This is a genomic window from Acidisoma cellulosilyticum (genome assembly GCF_020621385.1).
GTDB classification, from domain to species: domain Bacteria; phylum Pseudomonadota; class Alphaproteobacteria; order Acetobacterales; family Acetobacteraceae; genus Acidisoma; species Acidisoma cellulosilyticum.
Window position 1 is genome coordinate 1 of record NZ_JAESVA010000023.1, and the last position, 16,283, is coordinate 16,283.

Consider the following 16,283-nt stretch of genomic DNA (forward strand, 5'->3'; position numbering starts at 1 on the left):
GTCCAATATCGCATCAGGAATCGCAGGCTCTTTGCGGCGTGCCATCGGGCTTCTCCTTCTTTCCCACTATGCACCGGCCAAACACGAAATTCCTGACACTCCCTTTCATGCTATTCAGAGCGATCTGCTCATCGCCCGCGAATCATCTGACCGCTGCTCACCGTTACGTCCGATCCTGCCGCGGCACGGCTGTCATCAGCCGAATATCCAAAGCATGCCAGCCGTAATCAGAGCCACGCCGCCAGAACTCAGCAATGTGGCTCCAAGACCAACGTGGTCCACAAGGACCCCTCCCAGCGACGCGCCAGATGCAAGACCGATCTGCAGCGCCGATATGAACATGGCACTCGCGCTCTCCATTTCTTCGGGCGCGGCCTTCAACATGTAACCTTGCATCGCAATGGGCAGCGCACCAAAGGAGAACCCCCAAAGTAAAATCATGATCGCTACTGGAAACACCAGCTGCCCAATCAAGGGAAGAAGGAAAATGGAGCACCCGAGCAGAAGTGAGGTGCCCGCCAAAGTCGCTCGTGCGTTCCGCTGAGTCGCCGAACCTCCGACAAAATTACCCACAAACCCGGCAATGCCATAACCCAACAGCAGAGAGGATAATATGGCTGCCGGTGTTTTCGTCACCTGTTCCAAAAACGCGCCCATGTAAGTGTAGGCGCCAAATTGACCTGTGACGACCAATAGCATCGCGAGCAAGCCTAACCGCGCCTTCGGAATCCGAAAAAGCGCTATCAAGTGGTGGCGGCTTACAACTTCGGAAGGCGGTAGACGGTGAAGAAACGCCAGCTGTAACGCTAAAACAAGGACGCCGAACGCCGAGAGGCTGCCGAAGGAGGCGCGCCAACCAAATGCATCGCCAATGAGATTGCCCATCGGCACACCAACCACGGTCCCCACGGAAATGCCGGCAAAGATGATGGCGTTGGCCCGACCGACTGAAGCTTGAGGGACCATCTTTAGTGCGATGACGCTGCTGATCGCCCAGAAGGCGCCAACGTCGATACCGAGCAAAACGCGCCCCGCCAGTAAGATTGGCAAATTTGGGGCTAGTGCCACTATGGCATTGGAGACGACCAAAAGACCGCTCAGAACCCAGAGGATAATGCGCCGATCAAGCCGACCTACGCCTAGCATCACACCGGGGGCAGCGAAGGCTGCGATAATCCCGGGCATGGTCACCATCAAGCCCGTGGCACCTTCGGAGGCATGGACCGTGGTGGCGACTTTTGTCAGCAGCCCCACGGGCATCAACTCGCTAGTCACGAGTGTAAACGTGCCGAGGGCCACAGAGGCGACGGCCATCCATTCTTGCCCAGATGCCTCAGAAGGCAAATCGCAGCAATTCGTATTGGAAGACATGATTGGTTCCAAAAGGCATAAGGTCAGCCGCCAAGCTTTCCACAAGTATGGAAGCCATGTTTGCCAAATTTCCCGTGCAACCGGGCTCTGAGGAACATGGAGGGCCAGTCCTAGATGACCCAAAAGCAGCGACCTCGAGCGTGTCGAAACGCCAAGGCCACGTGCTTCAGAAGCAAGCTTGATCCAATTCGGACGTTATCCCGCGATCCAGCTCGTCGGCTTGGGGTTCCGCTCATCAAATCCTATTTGATGCCAGTAGGGGTAAACGGGTTGCTTGAAACTCGCCTTCTCGAGATACGCAACGTGCTCAGCCGAAAGGGTCCAGCCAACAGCGCCGAGGTTTTGCTTTAGCTGCTCCTCCGTTCGAGCACCGACAACAATATTGCAAACAGTCGGGCGCTGCAGCAGCCAGTTCAACGCCACCTGCGAAACCGTCTTTTCAGTTTCCTTTGCAACGACATCGAGAGCATCGACGACAGAATACAGGTATTCATCATCGACCTGCGGGCCGCCCTCGCTACCGCCGGCGGCAATTCGGTTACCACCCAACTCTCCCCGACGGATCTTGCCGGTCAGTCGGCCCCAGCCGAGTGGGCTCCAGACCATAAGACCAACGCCCTGATCCAGCCCCAGGGGCATGAGCTCCCATTCATAATCTCTGCCGACTAATGAATAATAACCCTGATACACAACATAGCGGGCGAGCCCATATTTCTCAGAAGTCGCCAGCGACTTCATGAGGTGCCAGCCGGAGAAATTGGAGGCGCCAATATATCCAATCTTGCCGCTTGTCACCAAATCGTCCAGAGCTCGCAGAGTTTCGTCAACGGGCGTCAGGGCGTCAAAGCCGTGCATGAAATATAGGTCTATATGGTCTGTCTCAAGACGCTTGAGGCTCGCTTCACAGGCGCGAATAAGATGAAATCGAGAGGAACCCTTATTGTTAGGGCCGTCGCCTGTCGGGAACGTCGCTTTGCTCGATATAAGAACTTGCTGACGTCGACCCTTTATTGCTTGCCCTAAAATTTCCTCAGCCATGCCCTGTGAGTACACGTCAGCCGTATCAAAAAGTGTAACGCCCGCATCTAGGCAAATATCGACGAGACGCATTGCCTCCGCGACATCGCTCGTTCCCCAACGCTTAAAAAACTCGTTCGAACCACCGAACGTACCGGTGCCAAAGCTTAAAACCGGCACTTTCATTCCCGAGCGGCCAAGCTGACGATATTCCATCGGTTTTCTCCTAAGAACTAGGCGTTTTGAAAATCACGTCCAACAAACCCGGGAAACGTCGATCGATCGTCTCACGCCGAACACTGTTAAAGACTTCGACACCCCGCTTTTCCGACACGATAAGGCCTGCGTCGCGCAGAATGCGGTGATGATGAGATACTGTTGATGCCGGACGTTTTTGGCAGGCCTGGCTGCAATTCATTCCCCCGCTTTGCATGAGACGATGCACAATCTCACGCCGATCAGGATCAGACAGCGCGTGCAACACGCCATCCAACGTGATCTCGACCTCGGCCGGGTGCCGAAGGGGTCGCACCATCGACGCAATCCTCAGATAGTTCAATATTCTTGTAATATGGAAGACTGATATCGACAAGGTGGCACCAGCACCTCAACGCTGTCACTTTCATGACAATGCTCCTAGGCGGCGGCCGAGACGCTGCAGCGCCTCATAAGGAAGCATCAACGAAGATTTCGCAGTAGCGTTCACCCGCCGCGGTGACGGCCAACAACACGCTTCGGCGGTCTGTAGGATCCGCCCTGCGTACAATAAGTCCCTCTGCCTCAAGCCGATCAATTGCACGAGTGATGGATGGCTTTGGGGCCGCTCACAGCTTGGCCAATTCGACTGTTGCCCGATTGGGCACGATATCCGTCGGGCTCCAAATGTAGGCCGCTTCCAAATACCGTCTGAGCATCTTTAGCGGATAATGCCGGAAAGATCAGAGGCCAAAATTTTGTGATTTGTGACGAAGGCCGACATTATGTCAGACGGAAAGGCGCCAATCTCACGAGAAGATTAGGAAAAATCATCGCTTTTCTCGTTGGAACAATGAACTTATTTAGAACTGAACACTCCCGATCGCATCTCCTGGGTCATATGCGGCGGGTAAGGTGCAGATTGCTCGTCAGCGGCAGATCATCGGCCGGTTTTAATCCGATCGCTTTATGCAGACCAAGATCTTCGCACTGTTGAGCGACCCGATCAACCCGCACCGGACGATACCGGCGAAAGTCTCTCCACAGGGCATTGAAAATGAACTAGATGAATTTCTAGGTTTATGCTTTGCGCAAACAACTTGTCAGCTTAGCTTTAATGCACGAAGTTGTCCAATATTGCCACTGCTACCTGCGCGTCCTGCGCGTCCTGCGCCGACCTTGCACCAGACACACCTATTCCGCCAACAATCTTTCCCCCTAGAATAAGCGGAATGCCACCTTCGACAGGCAGCACGTTTGGCATGGCTAGCATTTTGAGCTCCTGCGTATCTTGCCGTAGCCGCTCCTGAAACGCGACCGTCGGCCGCCGAAACCGCACCGCTGTTTCCGCCTTCTGCTGAGCGAGGGGTATGCTTCCCAGTTGAGCATGATCCATTTTGTGTAACATAATCATGTTACAACCCGAGTCGACAATGGCTATTACCAAATTCCACTGTTCTCGCACCGCTTCCGCCTCAGCCGCCTGCATGACAGCTTTGGCCATCTCCAGCGAGATCGGCGCGCCGTACTGTGCCGCATCCGGGATTTTCTCTAACGAGCTCATGTTTCTTCTTCCAGAAATCCGGTTATGCTGCAGTTACGGATGAGCCATTTCTGAGGTGCTATCATCCAAGTCTAAAACCGCTCGAGCGTTCGATAGGCTTGTCGCAAGCGTATTCACAACGCCGGTGCGCAAGGCCCCCAGGATAATCCCACTCTTAGTCGACTCACTGGCAATGACAATGACATCCTGGATGGGTCCTAGTTCCGCAATAGTAAGACCGATAACGCGGCCTTGCACGATTGTTCGTGAAGGTTTTCCTTGAATATCCAGGAAGTCATTCCCGATCGTCCCGGTCGCGCGGGCTTTCGACACTTCATGTGGTGTCAGCCATCCCATACGAATCATGTTGCTATCCTCGGTCAAATCCCCGACGCCAATCAGCGCGACATCGGCCTTTCGTGCCCGGTCCAACGTCCTCTTGACACTCTCGTCTTCCAGCAGGCCTGCTCGCATAACAGGGTCGGCGACGATCGCAGGCGCGTAGAGCGTCTCACTTCGTCCGCCATATCGGGCCGCCAAACGACGAGCAATGTGATCAGCATTGACGGACTCTCCTCCCAATGTGGAGCCACCGATCGCTGATGCAAACAAAACATCTCGTGGTTCTGGTGTCCCAGGGGCGTCGGCAATTGCGCTTACATTACGTCCCATACCGACTGCAACAGCAGACCCATTTACAAGTGTTTTGGCAAGATAGTTTGCGACTAGGGCAGCAACATCCATCCTTTGTCCATCGACATCCGGGCGATCGACCGCGCAAAAAAGGCGTGTAATGCCGAACCGCTTTTGAAATTGCACCTCAAGATCGTGCGCAACATTTGCATTTGCGCGTACGTTGATTTCCACCACGCCGATTTCATGCGCCTGCTTAAGCAGCCTGGATATCGTTGAACGTGAGGTGTTAAAATGGTGCTGTCAGGTTGCTGGGAAGGGTAGGCGCGGGCAAACTCTGCGCATGAGACGATCCAAGAACCCCTACCGAGGCTTCCGTTTTCCGCCGGAGATCATCGCCCATGCGGTCTGGCTGTATTACTGTTTCTCTCTTAGCCTGCGGGATGTCGAACTGATCCTGGCGGCCCGGGGCGTGACCGTCAGCTACGAGAGCATCCGGGACTGGGGCATCCGTTTTGGCCGGCAATACGCAGCCGCTCTCAAGCGCCGTCGCCGAAAACCCGGGGATCAATGGCATCTCGATGAAGTGTTTATCCGGATCCGTGGGAAGATCCGTTATCTCTGGCGTGCTGTCGATCAGAACGGGGTGGTGCTGGACATTCTGGTGCAAAAAACATCGTGATACGAATGCGGCCAAGCGGTTTTTCCGAAAGCTGATCAGCGGTGGAACTGAAGCGCCTCGGGTGATCGTCACGGACAAGCTGAAAAGTTACGCGGCGGCCAAACGAGACATCCTACCGAAGGTCGAACACCGACAAAGCCGCTATCTGAACAACCGAATAGAGGTTTCGCATCAACCGACCCGACGACGTGAGCGACAGATGCAGCGGTTCAAATCGATACGGCAAGCACAACGCTTCCTCTCCGCTCATAGCCGTATGCACAGCCACTTCCAGCTTCGCCGCCATCTCATTCCCGCAGCCGATTATCGCTCCTTTCGTGACGCGGCTTTCCGCGCATGGCGGGATGTCGCCTGCATCGCAATCACACCGTGACTTGGCAACCATTCATGCCCAAACCACACGCAGTTCAACAACCTGACAGCACCCGCTCAGCCGCCGCGCGCAAGGGAGCTGCTACGCAAAAGAGGAACGCCGCCGCCAAATGCTAGCGGTGGCAGCGCATATCCGTCACAACTCACCTCGGTTTGCCAGGGCCTTGATCCGATCGGCCGTGCGAAGAGAAATCGCCGTGATTGTAAGGGACGGATTGACGCCGCCGGTTGTCGGAAAAATTGAGCCATCACATATCCAAAGATTTGGAATATCCCAGCTACGGCAATCAGCATTGACGACGCTGTCGCGCGCATCGCTTCCCATTTTCGCTGTTCCGGCCAAATGGTTGGTGTCATCCTCTTGCCGGAATATATCCTTGGCACCGACGAGTTCCATGCTTCTGTGCATCTCACCGAGCGCGTGCTGAATCAGGGCCTTATCATTTTCACCCCAGCTATAGGTGATCCGTGGAATGCGCAGGCCATATTGATCAACTTCATCCGTCAAGGTCACGCGATTGCGCTCATCCGGCAGCATTTCGCCGACCATCTTGAGCCCGACCTGGTGGTTGTATCGCATCATCTCCTCCCGTAACGGCGCGCCCCAACGCTTCCGCGAGCCAGTGACGATACTCGCCCATTCGACCGGCAAAGGCCCCTGCGCCATCCAGCAATAGCCGCCGTGAAAATCCTTGTTATCGTTGTAGTTCCAGTGCTCGGTAATACTCAGCGACGGCGGTCCCTTATTCCAGCGCACCTCCTGATCCATCACGCCGAACACGGCCTGGTTGGCCTGGGTCATCAGATTCTTGCCGACCAGACCGGAACTATTGGCGAGACCGTCGGGATAGCGGTCGTTAGCTGAGGCCAGAAGCAATCTCGGTGTTTCGATCGCATAGCCCGCAACAATGATATTGCGCGCTTTCTGGAATCGCCAGCGCCCTTGGCGATGGTAATGCACGCCGGTCGCCCGGCCGTCAGGCCCTGTATCGATCCGCCCGACCATGGCGAGGTCGCGAATTTCTGCGCCTGCCGCGATGCCGCGCGGAATAAAAGTAACGAGCTGGCTCTGCTTTGCGTTAGTTGAACACCCAAATCGACAGAAACCGCGATAGACGCAGGGCGGCGAATCGCCGTGTGGCGCGGAAACTGTTGCAAGCGGCGTCGCCGTCCATTTATAGCCCATCGCCTCAGCGCCGCGGGCGAGGATCTCGGCGGCGCCGTTTAGCTCATGCGCGCGATAGGGATAGCGTGGACGATGCGGGCCCCACGGATAGTTAACGGGCCCCGAGATGCTGAGCGCCTTTTCGGCGCGACGATAATAATCCCACATCTCACGCCAATCGAGTGGCCAGTCCGCACCATAGCCGAGTTGGCTGCGGGATTTGAACCATTCGGGTCGAAAGCGCAGAGAGACCATGGCGAAATGTACAGTACTGCCGCCGACGGCCTTGCCGCTATTCTTGCCACCCATGCGAATGGGATTGGCACCATCGATGATGCGCTCATCCAGCCAGTATAGTTTCTGCTGCTCAATCTCATCGGAGGCGAAATCCTCCAGCGGCCGGAAATAGGCGCCGGCATCGAAACCGACAACCGAGAACCCCTGTTCGGCAAGGCGGGCGATAAGCGGTCCACCACCAGCGCCGGTGCCGACGACGACAAAGTCGACTTCGTCATTATCATCGTATTGGCTCATCTCGAGCCAAGCACCGGGTTTAAAGACATCGGGCGCTCGTCCATTAATCGCGCGAGGCTCGACAAATGGATCGGCCAAGAAGGGATCAGCCGACAAAGCCGTTCTCCCGCCGCGCTTTCGCGTCATCGCCCTCGTACGCTTCAGCTGCCTCCCATGGGTCGCGACGGTCGAGCCCTATGCGCACGTAGCCGCGCGGGCTAGCGGGGCCGCCATAGCCCATTTCACTCCAAGCAGTGGGGTTCGCGTAGTAGAAGGTGACGATGTCAAGCACGACACGATGTTCAAAAAATAGCTTCGCCGGCATGTCCCCCAGCGCGCCACCTGCAAGCTCACCGCTTTCCATGCGCCGGAGAACATCGTCCTGCTGTTCACCGCCGAGCTTCGCAAAGCCGAGCTGATAATGGGTGTTGGCCGCTTCATCCAGAGCAGCCAGGCCACGCCGCCAAGCCTCCCCCTGATCAGGCATCTCGGCGTAGCGAAATCCGTCCTGCAGGTTCGTGAACAGCTTGGTATCGACAAGTGCCGCAAGCGGCACCGGCGGCCGGTCCTTGGGCTGCGGCACAATGCGCTGGCAGACGGCATCGAGGACCACGAACAAGTCAGAGGTCAGGAACCGGGGTTCTCGTGGAACCGCCAGCCGCCGATTGACCACTTGCCGCGTTGGCTCATTCCAGGACGGCGTGCGCCGCTTCGCGAGAACATCGTAGCCCGGAAAGCGGTCAGTCATCGGGATGATCCTCAAGGAGTGCCAAGGCTGCGAGGCCCGCGAGCGCAAGACCCGTAAAACTCGGTGGGGCCGGTATAGGTGGCCCATCAACAAGATTCTGGCGCCAATTCTTCCAGCCGCCCATACTACGGCCGACGCCCGCTGCATGGAATGCCGTGCCGGCAAAACCCAAAAGCGCTGTCGCGCGCAGCCACCACCGCGTTATGGGCCGATGGGTGTGGCTTTTGCCGAGGGCGCTGGCCCCCAGCAGAGCCGCTGCTACGGGCGGCATCGTCACCGGAAGATACATAGCTGGATTGTGATAGGCACCGCGGAAGTGCAGCAGCCCGGATTCACCGACCGTCCCCATCAGTCCCAGACTAGTCATGGCGCCGATGATGCGGCCAGCCGGGATGCCTAATATCGTCGGCGGCTTGTTGGGTGGATTGTCGCGAAGCCGCTCTGAGAGGAAGCCAAGCATGCCTGACAGCGATATCGCGGCCGGCGCCCCGAGCGGTGCCGAATAGAAGAGATTTTGCCAGCTCAACCTGCCCGGCTTCTTGCTAATATTGTAGATATGGAAACCCGTGCCGACGAGGCCAGTCAGGCCAGCTCCCGCATAGATAAGATCGCGGATGATATGGGCTTCACCCCGTCCATCCGCCGTGCCATGCAGACTAGCGGCCAAAGACAGTGAAGCCGTCACCAAGGGCGTTATCATCGCCTTATTATGAAAATTGCCGCGATAGTGCTCGATCGCGCTATCGACAAGGACGGACGCGGCCAAAGTGCCGGCGGCGCGATTGAGCCGGCGTGCGGATCGCACAGTCGTTTGCGCCCGATCAGCCGGCGCATTCGGCTTGCGGAGTGCTAGAGCAATGCCGCCGAGCACCGTTGCCCCCGAGATGAGCGCAAATGCCGTTGCAACGTCGCCCGTAGGCCTCGTGTTAGTCATGGATATACTCTCATCTCAAACTGCATATTGCTCTGCATCGGCATTTTTGAAGGCTAGCCCGAGACCGGGTCGGGACAGGTCAGGCTTGATATTGCCGTCGCGAGGAACCGGAGCACCCTCGAACAGCATGTGCTCAATCCGAACGTGATCATGAAACCATTCAAGATTGCGGAACCGCGGGATAGCACAGGCAGCAGCCACATGCAGCGATGGTGCGCAATGCCCTGACAGATCGGTGTGATGCGCTTCGCATAAAGTCCCGATGGCGAGGAAACCGGTGATGCCACCGCAACGGGTGGCATCCGCCTGCTGCACATCCACGGCTCCGCGGCCAAGCATGTTACGCGCATCATCCTGCGTATAGACGTACTCTCCGGCCGCAATATCGACGCTGTACGGTGCATTATCGCGGACGAAGCGAAGTCCCGGCAGATCGTCCGAGGATACCGGCTCCTCAAACCAGCGGATGTCGGCACTCCCCGCGAAAATCGTCGCGAAATGCAGAGCTTGACGTGCCGACAAAGCCCCGTTCGCATCGACAAACAATGCAGCCGCGCCGATCGCTTTCTTCGCAACTGCCACACGATGCGGATCCTGCTCGGGATGTGTGCCGATCTTCATTTTGACAGCGCCGCAGCCATCACGTTCCACCCAACTGGAAAGCTGCGCCCGCAGCTGCTCATCGCTATAGGTGGTGAAACCGCCACTGCCGTAAATCGGCACGCTGTCACGAACCGAGCCGAGCAGACGTGCCAGCGGCAGGTCCAGCAACTTGGCTTTCAAATCCCACAATGCGATGTCCACCGCCGAAATACCGCAACTCGCGAGACCAGAGCGGCCAAGGTTACGAACCGCCCTCTGCATGCCCGTCCAGGCTGCGCTGACGTTCATCGCATCACGACCGAGGGTAGCCGGCGCCAGCACGCTCTCGATGAGTTCGGCGACGGAGGCATCCGCGTATGTGTAGCCCATGCCCGTCTTTCCGCCTGCTTGGACTTCCACGAAAACAAGTGTCGTTTTGGTCCAAGTAAACGTGCCGTCAGCCTCCGGCGCATCCGTCGGTATCGTATAGGCCCGCGCCGATACAGCCTGAACGGGCAAACCGTCGAGCATCGATCAGCTCTTTCGGCCAGGCAGAACGCCCGCCAGCATTTCCTTGGCACTATTGACGATGACGCTGCCGCGTTCCGGCTCGTCTATCAAAGATGTCATGAAGTTGCGCGCATCTTTCAGCGTGATATGCGGTGGCAGCGGCGGCACGTTGGGATCGGTATAGGCTTCCAAAATCACCGGGCGATCAGCAGACAGTGCTTCGTCCCAGGCCGCACCAACTTTGTCGGGATGATCGACAAAGATGCCCTTCAGGCCAAGCAGTTCTGCATACTTGTGATATGGGAAATCCGGGATGCTCTGTGTGCTTTCGGTCTTACCGACGCCCAGCTGCACTCGCTCCTCCCATGTCACCTGATTGAGGTCACGATTATTCAGCACAAGCACGATGAGACGGGGGTTGGACCACTGCTTCCAATACTTGCTGATCGTGATCATGACGTTGAGGCCGTTCATCTGCATCGCCCCGTCGCCCATGCAGGCGATGACCGTGCGATCCGGGAATGCCATTTTGCCCGCAACGGCATAGGGCGTGCCTGCGCCGAGCGAAGCGAGACCACCGGACAGCGAGCCTTTCATCCCACGACGAAATTTGAGATCGCGCGCATACCAATTCGCGACCGATCCACTATCCGCTGTGATGATCGCATTTTCGGGAAGCCGCGGCGACAGCTCCCAGAAGACGCGCTGCGGGTTAAGCGGCTCCGCGTTCTGCATCGCGCGCTCTTCGAGCGTTTTCCACCAGGATTGCAAACCCTTCTCAACAGAGCCGCGCCACGACGTATCGGTCTTCTGCTCTAGCAGCGGCAACAGAGCGCGGAGCGTGACCGCGCTGTCACCCACCATGCTGACCTCCATGGGGTAGCGTAGGCTCAATGCACCAGCATCCATATCGATCTGGACGCCGCGAGCGCTACCCGGCTTCGGCAAAAACTCGCTGTAGGGAAAGGAGGAGCCAATCATCAGAAAAGTGTCGCAGCCCTGCATGAGATCCCAGGACGGCTTGGTGCCGAGCAGACCAAGCGATCCCGTGACCCAAGGCAGATCATCCGGGAGTGCGGCCTTGCCAAGTAGCGCCTTGGCACAGCCGGCCTGCAGCTTGTCAGCGATAGCGATGACTTCGTCCGTCGCCTGCAAGGCACCGGCGCCGACCAGCATGGCGACCTTCTTGCCTGAGTTAAGGACAGCGGCCGCCTCGCGCAGAACCTTGTCATCGGGCAGTTTAGCGGGACCGGCATAGCCGACGCCGGTATGGGTCGCCCCATGGGCGTTCGGCGGATCCTGGTAGGGCATCAATTGCAGATCATTCGGCAAAATTACGCAAGTGACGACCCGCCGGGCACTAGCGATTCTAACGGCACGATCGATCAGATGACGCACCTGTCCTGGAACGCTCGCTTGCATGACGAAATCGCCCGCAACGTCCTTGAACAGATTCTGTAGATCGACTTCCTGTTGATAGCTGGCACCAAGCCCCATGCGCGCCTGCTGGCCGACAATTGCGACCACCGGCACGTGGTCCATCTTGGCGTCATAGAGCCCGTTCAGAAGATGAATGGCGCCGGGGCCGGAGGTTGCGTAACAAAGCCCTACTTCTCCGGTGAACTTGGCGTGAGCCGAGGCCATGAACGCGGCCATTTCCTCATGCCGGACCTGAACATACTCCATATACTCCTTGGCTTTTTCGAGCGCGACATCCAGGCCGCCGACACCGTCACCAGGATAGCCGTAGACGCGCTTCAGACCCCATTCGTCGAGCCTTTTCCATACAAATTCACTGACGTTCATGGATGCCATTTTTGTGATGTCCCACTGACAAATTGCGTTGCCCGGCTTTGGCCGGGCGCCCATGCAGGAGAGATGGCGTCTAACGGCAATTTTCCAATCACGACTTCAAGCTCTCCCTAGGTTTTGTCGGGTGGCTAACCATTCTCAAATGGCTGATTGGAGCTAAGAGATATGGATATCGAATTAGTGTTGGATGCCCAGGCGACGATTGGAGAGTCGCCTACCTGGGTGCAGGACGACAATGTTCTCTTCTGGATCGACGTCAAAGCCCCAGCACTCCATAGATTTGATCCGGCAAACGCTGCAACCAAAACTTGGACTTTGCCCAGCGATATCGGTGGTTTTGCCCTGAGTTCCGATCGCTCAAAGGCACTCGTAGCCCTTCGAACCGGCATTTTCGTGCTTAGCCTCGGTGATGACAGCCTGCAACGCATTGCAGATGCACCATTTGACGGGCGGCTTCACCGGTTCAACGAGGGAGCTTGCGACAGCCTGGGCCGCTTCTGGGTCGGCACCATGTTCGATCCCCTTCCCCCCTCCTCCCAGACGCCAATCCCTGGGGGCCTTTATAACTTCACAAGCTCAGACGGCCTCCACACCGTCTCAGACGAAGGAGAACTCCACAACGGGATGGCTTGGTCGACAGACGGGACGACCTTTTATCTGGCGCATAGCAACCGTGGGGTCGTCTACCAGTTTCCATACAAGATCGATGACGGTAGCTTTGGTAGGCGCAATCGCTTCGTCGAAATTCCGAAGGAACTTGGCCTGCCAGACGGTGCTGCCGTCGACATTGAAGGTGGCTATTGGTGCGCCGTCCATGGGGGAAGCAGGTTAAGGCGCTATCGCAGTAATGGTTTGCTTGATCAAGAATTCATGTTGCCGATTAGTCAGCCGACAATGTGTGCGTTCGGTGGAAGAGATCTCGACCAACTCTATATTACATCGTCAACAGACAGCCTTAGCCCGGCACGTCGCCAAGCTGAACCATTTGCTGGCGGACTTTTCAGGGTGAAAGTGCCAGTTCCTGGTTGCGTGCGCCATTGTTACTTTAATTAGTCACGGCGCAGATGGCGTCCTTTAATCACACCGGCATCTCAACCGTCCAGGAGCAAGAAAATGCAGCAAAAAGCACATAGTGTCGCCTCGTTCGCGCAAATTCCAGACGGTGGAATGTTGGCTGTCCAAGTCGATGGTGAAAAAGTTCTTTTGTTGCGCGACGGAAGCTCGGTCACCGCCGTAAGCGGCACTTGCACTCATGCTGGGGGCCCGCTTAGTGAGGGTGTGAGGCACGGAAATCGCATAATTTGCCCCTGGCATAAGGCGGCGTTTTGCAACCGCACTGGCGAAGTATTAGACCCTCCAGCCGTTGATTCTTTACCAAGTTTTTCAGTTCGCGTGGAAGCGGGACACGTGCTTGTATCCGTGCCGCCGGCAAAGCCAGTATTGCCCAAGCCAAGCAACGACAAGCGCTGCTTCGTTATCATAGGCGCGGGTGCTGCTGGCGCCGTGGCTGCGCAAACTTTGCGCGAGGCCGGATTTGGCGGCCGCATCGTAATGCTCGACCACGAAAATCGTGTTCCCTACGATCGCACCATTCTGAGCAAATACTTTCTTGCCGGTTCAGAGTCCGGTGAAAAGTCACCACTACAGACACAATCGTTTTATAATAATAAAGGCATAGAGCGGCTTACAGCGACCGTTCAACATATCGATATTCGAGACCGTCGCATCGACTTCTCAGATGGGTCCAGTATCAGCTATGACGCAGCCCTGGTTGCCAGTGGCGGATCTCCAACGCATCCGCAACTGCCGGGCGCTGACCTCGGCAATGCCTTTGTGCTGCGAAGCCGCGCCGACGCGGATGCCATCTTAGCCCAAGCGGAACGCAGCGCCAGTGCCGTGGTGGTGGGCGCCAGTTTTATTGGCATGGAGGTCGCAGCTAGTCTGAGGGAACGTGGATTGGCCGTCACGGTCGTTGCGAAGGATAAGGTCCCTTTCGCGGCGCGATTCGGCGAACCTGTCGGCAAAGCATTTCAAGCATTGCATGAGCAAAAAGGCGTCGAATTTCGGCTGAACAGCGAAATCGCATCGCTCCAAGGTGACAAGACCGTGCGCAGCGTCCTGCTGAAGAGTGGCGAGCAAATTACAACTGACCTTGTCATTTTTGGTTTTGGAATGACGCCTTCGACGACTTTCGCAAGCGAGCTCCCTCGTACAGATGATGGCGGGATTTTGGTCGATAGCTGGTTGCGGGCTTCCGATACGGTCTATGCGGCGGGAGACATCGCGTGCTTTCCGTATAGTGGTGAGCAAGATCCGATCCGGGTCGAGCATTGGCGTGTCGCTCAGCAGCAAGGCCGTATTGCTGCCCTTAATATGCTAGGGCAAGCCAAGCGCTACGACGCCGTGCCAGTCTTCTGGACCATTCAGTATCTCAAGCGTCTCGATTATATCGGCCAAGCCAGAGAGTGGGACGACCTCATCATCCATGGCGACATCAAAAAGCTCGAGTTCCTTTCCTATTATGTGAAAGACGGAAAGGTTCTTGCAGCCGCAGGCGTTGGGCGAGACCAAGACACCGCTGCTCTTGGAGAGCTTTTTGAAATGCAAAAGACATGGGCGCCCGAAACCCTTGGGGATAGTCCAGCGAAATTGCTTGAATCGCTAAATCAAAAGGCGGCAGACGATTGGGATAAGTCGAAATTCGAAATAACCGCAGATTAAAATCTTCCCGGAAATTCGCCTCCTTGCCCTAGCGGAGAAATAAGGTGGCAGGCCGGTGCGTGCTAAATTCCAAGACGCTTGGCAACTTTGTGCGCACTCCAAAGAACGCCTGCAGCACTAATCACCGCAACCGCGACACATGCGGCACGATGTCTATCAGTGAACATTTCCCAGGAACCGGTGCGCGACTTGCCATCAAAGCGCCCGTGAGCGCCATATGGCCCAGGGACAGGCTCAAACAGGTTTGCGGGTTTGTCCTCAGCCTCCGGCTCGTCAGAAAGTTGTCCAGAATAGCCTGCATCCGCCAAATAGTGGTCGAGCAAAATAGGCGCAATACGGTTGCCTAGAATTGCCTTTATCGTCGGAAAGCCAACCCAAATATCGCGCCGTCTATGCGTCGCCGCGAAGAAAATGGCGCGCGCGGGAACTTCGGGCTGATAAATCGGCGCGACGGGTTTCGCCCGCTTGCCCATTTTGTTCAACGCCCAGTCAAACTGCGGTGTATTCACGGCCGGGAGGTCCACCATGGCAATGTTAACGTCAAGCTTATCATGGATAATTTCTGACCGAAGGCTGTCAGTAAAGCCCCGGATCGCTGCTTTCGCACCGCAATAGATCGATTGCAAAGGAACAGAACGGTAGGCCAACGCCGACCCAACATTCACGATGGTGCCCCGGTTGCGCGTTCGCATGCGTGAGAGAGCCGCCATCATGCCATGGACTTGACCAAGATATGTGACGCGTGTGCCGCGCTCGATTTCCTTCGCGGTTAATTTGCTGACAGGCGCAAACACCGTAGCCATGGCGATGTTGACCCAGACATCGATTGGGCCGAGCTCATCTTCAACCTGACTGGCTGCCGCCTCCACAGCAGACGCATCCGCCATGTCAGTCGGTATTGGAAGCACCGCAACTCCATAGCGTCTTAAAGCCGTGGCAGCTGTCTCGAGGCGCTCGAGATCGCGCGACAACAGCGCCAGACTGTAACCGTGGCGCGCGAACTCTTCAGCCGTTGCCCGTCCAACCCCCGCCCCAGCCCCAGTAACCACTGCAATTTTTGGCATAGCACTCTGCAACGACTTTCGTGGAGTTAATCATCCTAGCGATTGCCGCCACATCACATTGGCGTATTGCTCCTTCAATCTGCATTAAGTTTAATGCTTCCCGGGCAATGATGGAACCATCCAGACTAGGACATGAACCCATAAAGAGCTTTGAACGGCTCGGCGGGGTGTGATTCGATTTCTGAAAGGAGATCGAATCATGGCCCGCTTTGATCTGACTGATTACGAGTGGTCAGTTATCCAGCCTCTACTGCCGACGAAGGTGCGCGGAGTGCCTCGTGTCGATGATCGACGGGTCTTGAACGGCATATTTTGGCGCCTACGGACGGGGGCTCCTTGGGCAGACATTCCGCAGCGCTATGGGCCGCATACGACCTGCGTCAACCGGTTCAACCGTTGGCGCAAGGCGGGCGTTTGGGCA

The 16,283-nt window shown here is 56.7% G+C and carries 15 protein-coding genes and 1 pseudogene; 4 read left to right on the forward strand and 12 right to left on the reverse strand.

What is annotated here, in order from left to right; translation table 11 throughout:
• Window positions 1–195: 195 nt before the first annotated feature.
• The 6 genes from ACELLULO517_RS27825 to ACELLULO517_RS27850 all read right to left on the reverse strand — a co-directional run bounded on the left by ACELLULO517_RS27825 (window position 196) and on the right by ACELLULO517_RS27850 (window position 4,996).
• The gene (locus ACELLULO517_RS27825) at window positions 196–1,371 is read right to left on the reverse strand and encodes an MFS transporter (RefSeq protein WP_227310787.1); all 1,176 of its coding nucleotides are present in this window, start codon (window positions 1,369–1,371) and stop codon (window positions 196–198) included.
• Window positions 1,372–1,566: 195 nt separating this feature from the next.
• Entirely contained in the window at window positions 1,567–2,604 is a 1,038-nt protein-coding gene (locus ACELLULO517_RS27830; protein WP_227310788.1) for an aldo/keto reductase, read from the reverse strand.
• Between the two features lie 10 nt (window positions 2,605–2,614).
• Window positions 2,615–2,923 (reverse strand): ArsR/SmtB family transcription factor, encoded by a 309-nt coding sequence (locus tag ACELLULO517_RS27835; RefSeq protein WP_227310789.1) that lies wholly within the window; start codon window positions 2,921–2,923, stop codon window positions 2,615–2,617.
• 130 nt (window positions 2,924–3,053) lie between these two features.
• A complete protein-coding gene (locus ACELLULO517_RS27840) occupies window positions 3,054–3,194 on the reverse strand; it encodes a MarR family transcriptional regulator (RefSeq protein WP_406566304.1) in 141 nt (46 codons plus the stop codon).
• Window positions 3,195–3,697: 503 nt separating this feature from the next.
• On the reverse strand, window positions 3,698–4,147 hold the full coding sequence (locus ACELLULO517_RS27845; protein ID WP_227310790.1) for a GlcG/HbpS family heme-binding protein: 450 nt from the start codon (window positions 4,145–4,147) through the stop codon (window positions 3,698–3,700).
• Between the two features lie 33 nt (window positions 4,148–4,180).
• Window positions 4,181–4,996 (reverse strand): sugar-binding transcriptional regulator, encoded by an 816-nt coding sequence (locus ACELLULO517_RS27850; RefSeq protein ID WP_227310791.1) that lies wholly within the window; start codon window positions 4,994–4,996, stop codon window positions 4,181–4,183.
• 106 nt (window positions 4,997–5,102) lie between these two features.
• Between ACELLULO517_RS27850 and ACELLULO517_RS27855 the strand changes: the two are divergent.
• Window positions 5,103–5,814: pseudogene (locus tag ACELLULO517_RS27855) on the forward strand (IS6 family transposase).
• Between the two features lie 135 nt (window positions 5,815–5,949).
• Here the strand turns inward: ACELLULO517_RS27855 and ACELLULO517_RS27860 are convergent.
• Genes ACELLULO517_RS27860 through ACELLULO517_RS27880 form a run of 5 tightly spaced genes read right to left on the reverse strand, consistent with a single transcriptional unit; the run spans window position 5,950 to window position 12,071 of the window.
• A complete protein-coding gene (locus ACELLULO517_RS27860; protein ID WP_227310792.1) occupies window positions 5,950–7,608 on the reverse strand; it encodes a GMC family oxidoreductase in 1,659 nt (552 codons plus the stop codon).
• Window positions 7,598–8,239, reverse strand: coding sequence for a gluconate 2-dehydrogenase subunit 3 family protein (locus ACELLULO517_RS27865; protein WP_227310793.1), 642 nt, complete (start codon window positions 8,237–8,239; stop codon window positions 7,598–7,600). The genes ACELLULO517_RS27860 and ACELLULO517_RS27865 overlap by 11 nt, the downstream gene beginning before the upstream one ends.
• Entirely contained in the window at window positions 8,232–9,173 is a 942-nt protein-coding gene (locus tag ACELLULO517_RS27870; RefSeq protein WP_227310794.1) for a hypothetical protein, read from the reverse strand. The genes ACELLULO517_RS27865 and ACELLULO517_RS27870 overlap by 8 nt, the downstream gene beginning before the upstream one ends.
• Before the next feature lie 15 nt (window positions 9,174–9,188).
• Window positions 9,189–10,286: an enolase C-terminal domain-like protein gene (locus tag ACELLULO517_RS27875; RefSeq protein WP_227310795.1), complete on the reverse strand. Its 1,098-nt coding sequence runs from the start codon at window positions 10,284–10,286 to the stop codon at window positions 9,189–9,191.
• Window positions 10,287–10,289: 3 nt separating this feature from the next.
• Window positions 10,290–12,071, reverse strand: coding sequence for a thiamine pyrophosphate-requiring protein (locus ACELLULO517_RS27880; protein WP_227310800.1), 1,782 nt, complete (start codon window positions 12,069–12,071; stop codon window positions 10,290–10,292).
• A gap of 171 nt (window positions 12,072–12,242) precedes the next feature.
• Here ACELLULO517_RS27880 and ACELLULO517_RS27885 point away from each other — a divergent pair, with 171 nt between their 5' ends.
• The gene (locus tag ACELLULO517_RS27885) at window positions 12,243–13,130 is read left to right on the forward strand and encodes an SMP-30/gluconolactonase/LRE family protein (protein WP_227310796.1); all 888 of its coding nucleotides are present in this window, start codon (window positions 12,243–12,245) and stop codon (window positions 13,128–13,130) included.
• A gap of 60 nt (window positions 13,131–13,190) precedes the next feature.
• Window positions 13,191–14,798: an FAD-dependent oxidoreductase gene (locus tag ACELLULO517_RS27890; protein ID WP_227310797.1), complete on the forward strand. Its 1,608-nt coding sequence runs from the start codon at window positions 13,191–13,193 to the stop codon at window positions 14,796–14,798.
• A 62-nt stretch (window positions 14,799–14,860) separates the two neighbouring features.
• Here the strand turns inward: ACELLULO517_RS27890 and ACELLULO517_RS27895 are convergent, their stop codons facing one another.
• Window positions 14,861–15,862, reverse strand: a complete 1,002-nt coding sequence (locus ACELLULO517_RS27895; RefSeq protein WP_227310798.1) for an SDR family oxidoreductase — start codon at window positions 15,860–15,862, stop codon at window positions 14,861–14,863.
• A gap of 199 nt (window positions 15,863–16,061) precedes the next feature.
• On the opposite strand from ACELLULO517_RS27895, the gene ACELLULO517_RS27900 reads away from it, so the two are divergent.
• A partial coding sequence (locus ACELLULO517_RS27900) for a transposase (RefSeq protein ID WP_227310799.1) occupies window positions 16,062–16,283 on the forward strand: 222 nt, incomplete at its 3' end.

What these genes read in the sequence shown, in the direction of transcription:
- ACELLULO517_RS27825 (WP_227310787.1), bottom strand. Translation starts at nt 1,371, where the DNA reads ATGTCTTCCAATACGAATTGCTGCGATTTGCCTTCTGAGGCATCTGGG.
- ACELLULO517_RS27830 (WP_227310788.1), bottom strand. Translation starts at nt 2,604, where the DNA reads ATGGAATATCGTCAGCTTGGCCGCTCGGGAATGAAAGTGCCGGTTTTA.
- ACELLULO517_RS27835 (WP_227310789.1), bottom strand. Translation starts at nt 2,923, where the DNA reads ATGGTGCGACCCCTTCGGCACCCGGCCGAGGTCGAGATCACGTTGGAT.
- ACELLULO517_RS27845 (WP_227310790.1), bottom strand. Translation starts at nt 4,147, where the DNA reads ATGAGCTCGTTAGAGAAAATCCCGGATGCGGCACAGTACGGCGCGCCG.
- ACELLULO517_RS27865 (WP_227310793.1), bottom strand. Translation starts at nt 8,239, where the DNA reads ATGACTGACCGCTTTCCGGGCTACGATGTTCTCGCGAAGCGGCGCACG.
- ACELLULO517_RS27870 (WP_227310794.1), bottom strand. Translation starts at nt 9,173, where the DNA reads ATGACTAACACGAGGCCTACGGGCGACGTTGCAACGGCATTTGCGCTC.
- ACELLULO517_RS27875 (WP_227310795.1), bottom strand. Translation starts at nt 10,286, where the DNA reads ATGCTCGACGGTTTGCCCGTTCAGGCTGTATCGGCGCGGGCCTATACG.
- ACELLULO517_RS27880 (WP_227310800.1), bottom strand. Translation starts at nt 12,071, where the DNA reads ATGAACGTCAGTGAATTTGTATGGAAAAGGCTCGACGAATGGGGTCTG.
- ACELLULO517_RS27885 (WP_227310796.1), top strand. Translation starts at nt 12,243, where the DNA reads ATGGATATCGAATTAGTGTTGGATGCCCAGGCGACGATTGGAGAGTCG.
- ACELLULO517_RS27890 (WP_227310797.1), top strand. Translation starts at nt 13,191, where the DNA reads ATGCAGCAAAAAGCACATAGTGTCGCCTCGTTCGCGCAAATTCCAGAC.
- ACELLULO517_RS27895 (WP_227310798.1), bottom strand. Translation starts at nt 15,862, where the DNA reads ATGCCAAAAATTGCAGTGGTTACTGGGGCTGGGGCGGGGGTTGGACGG.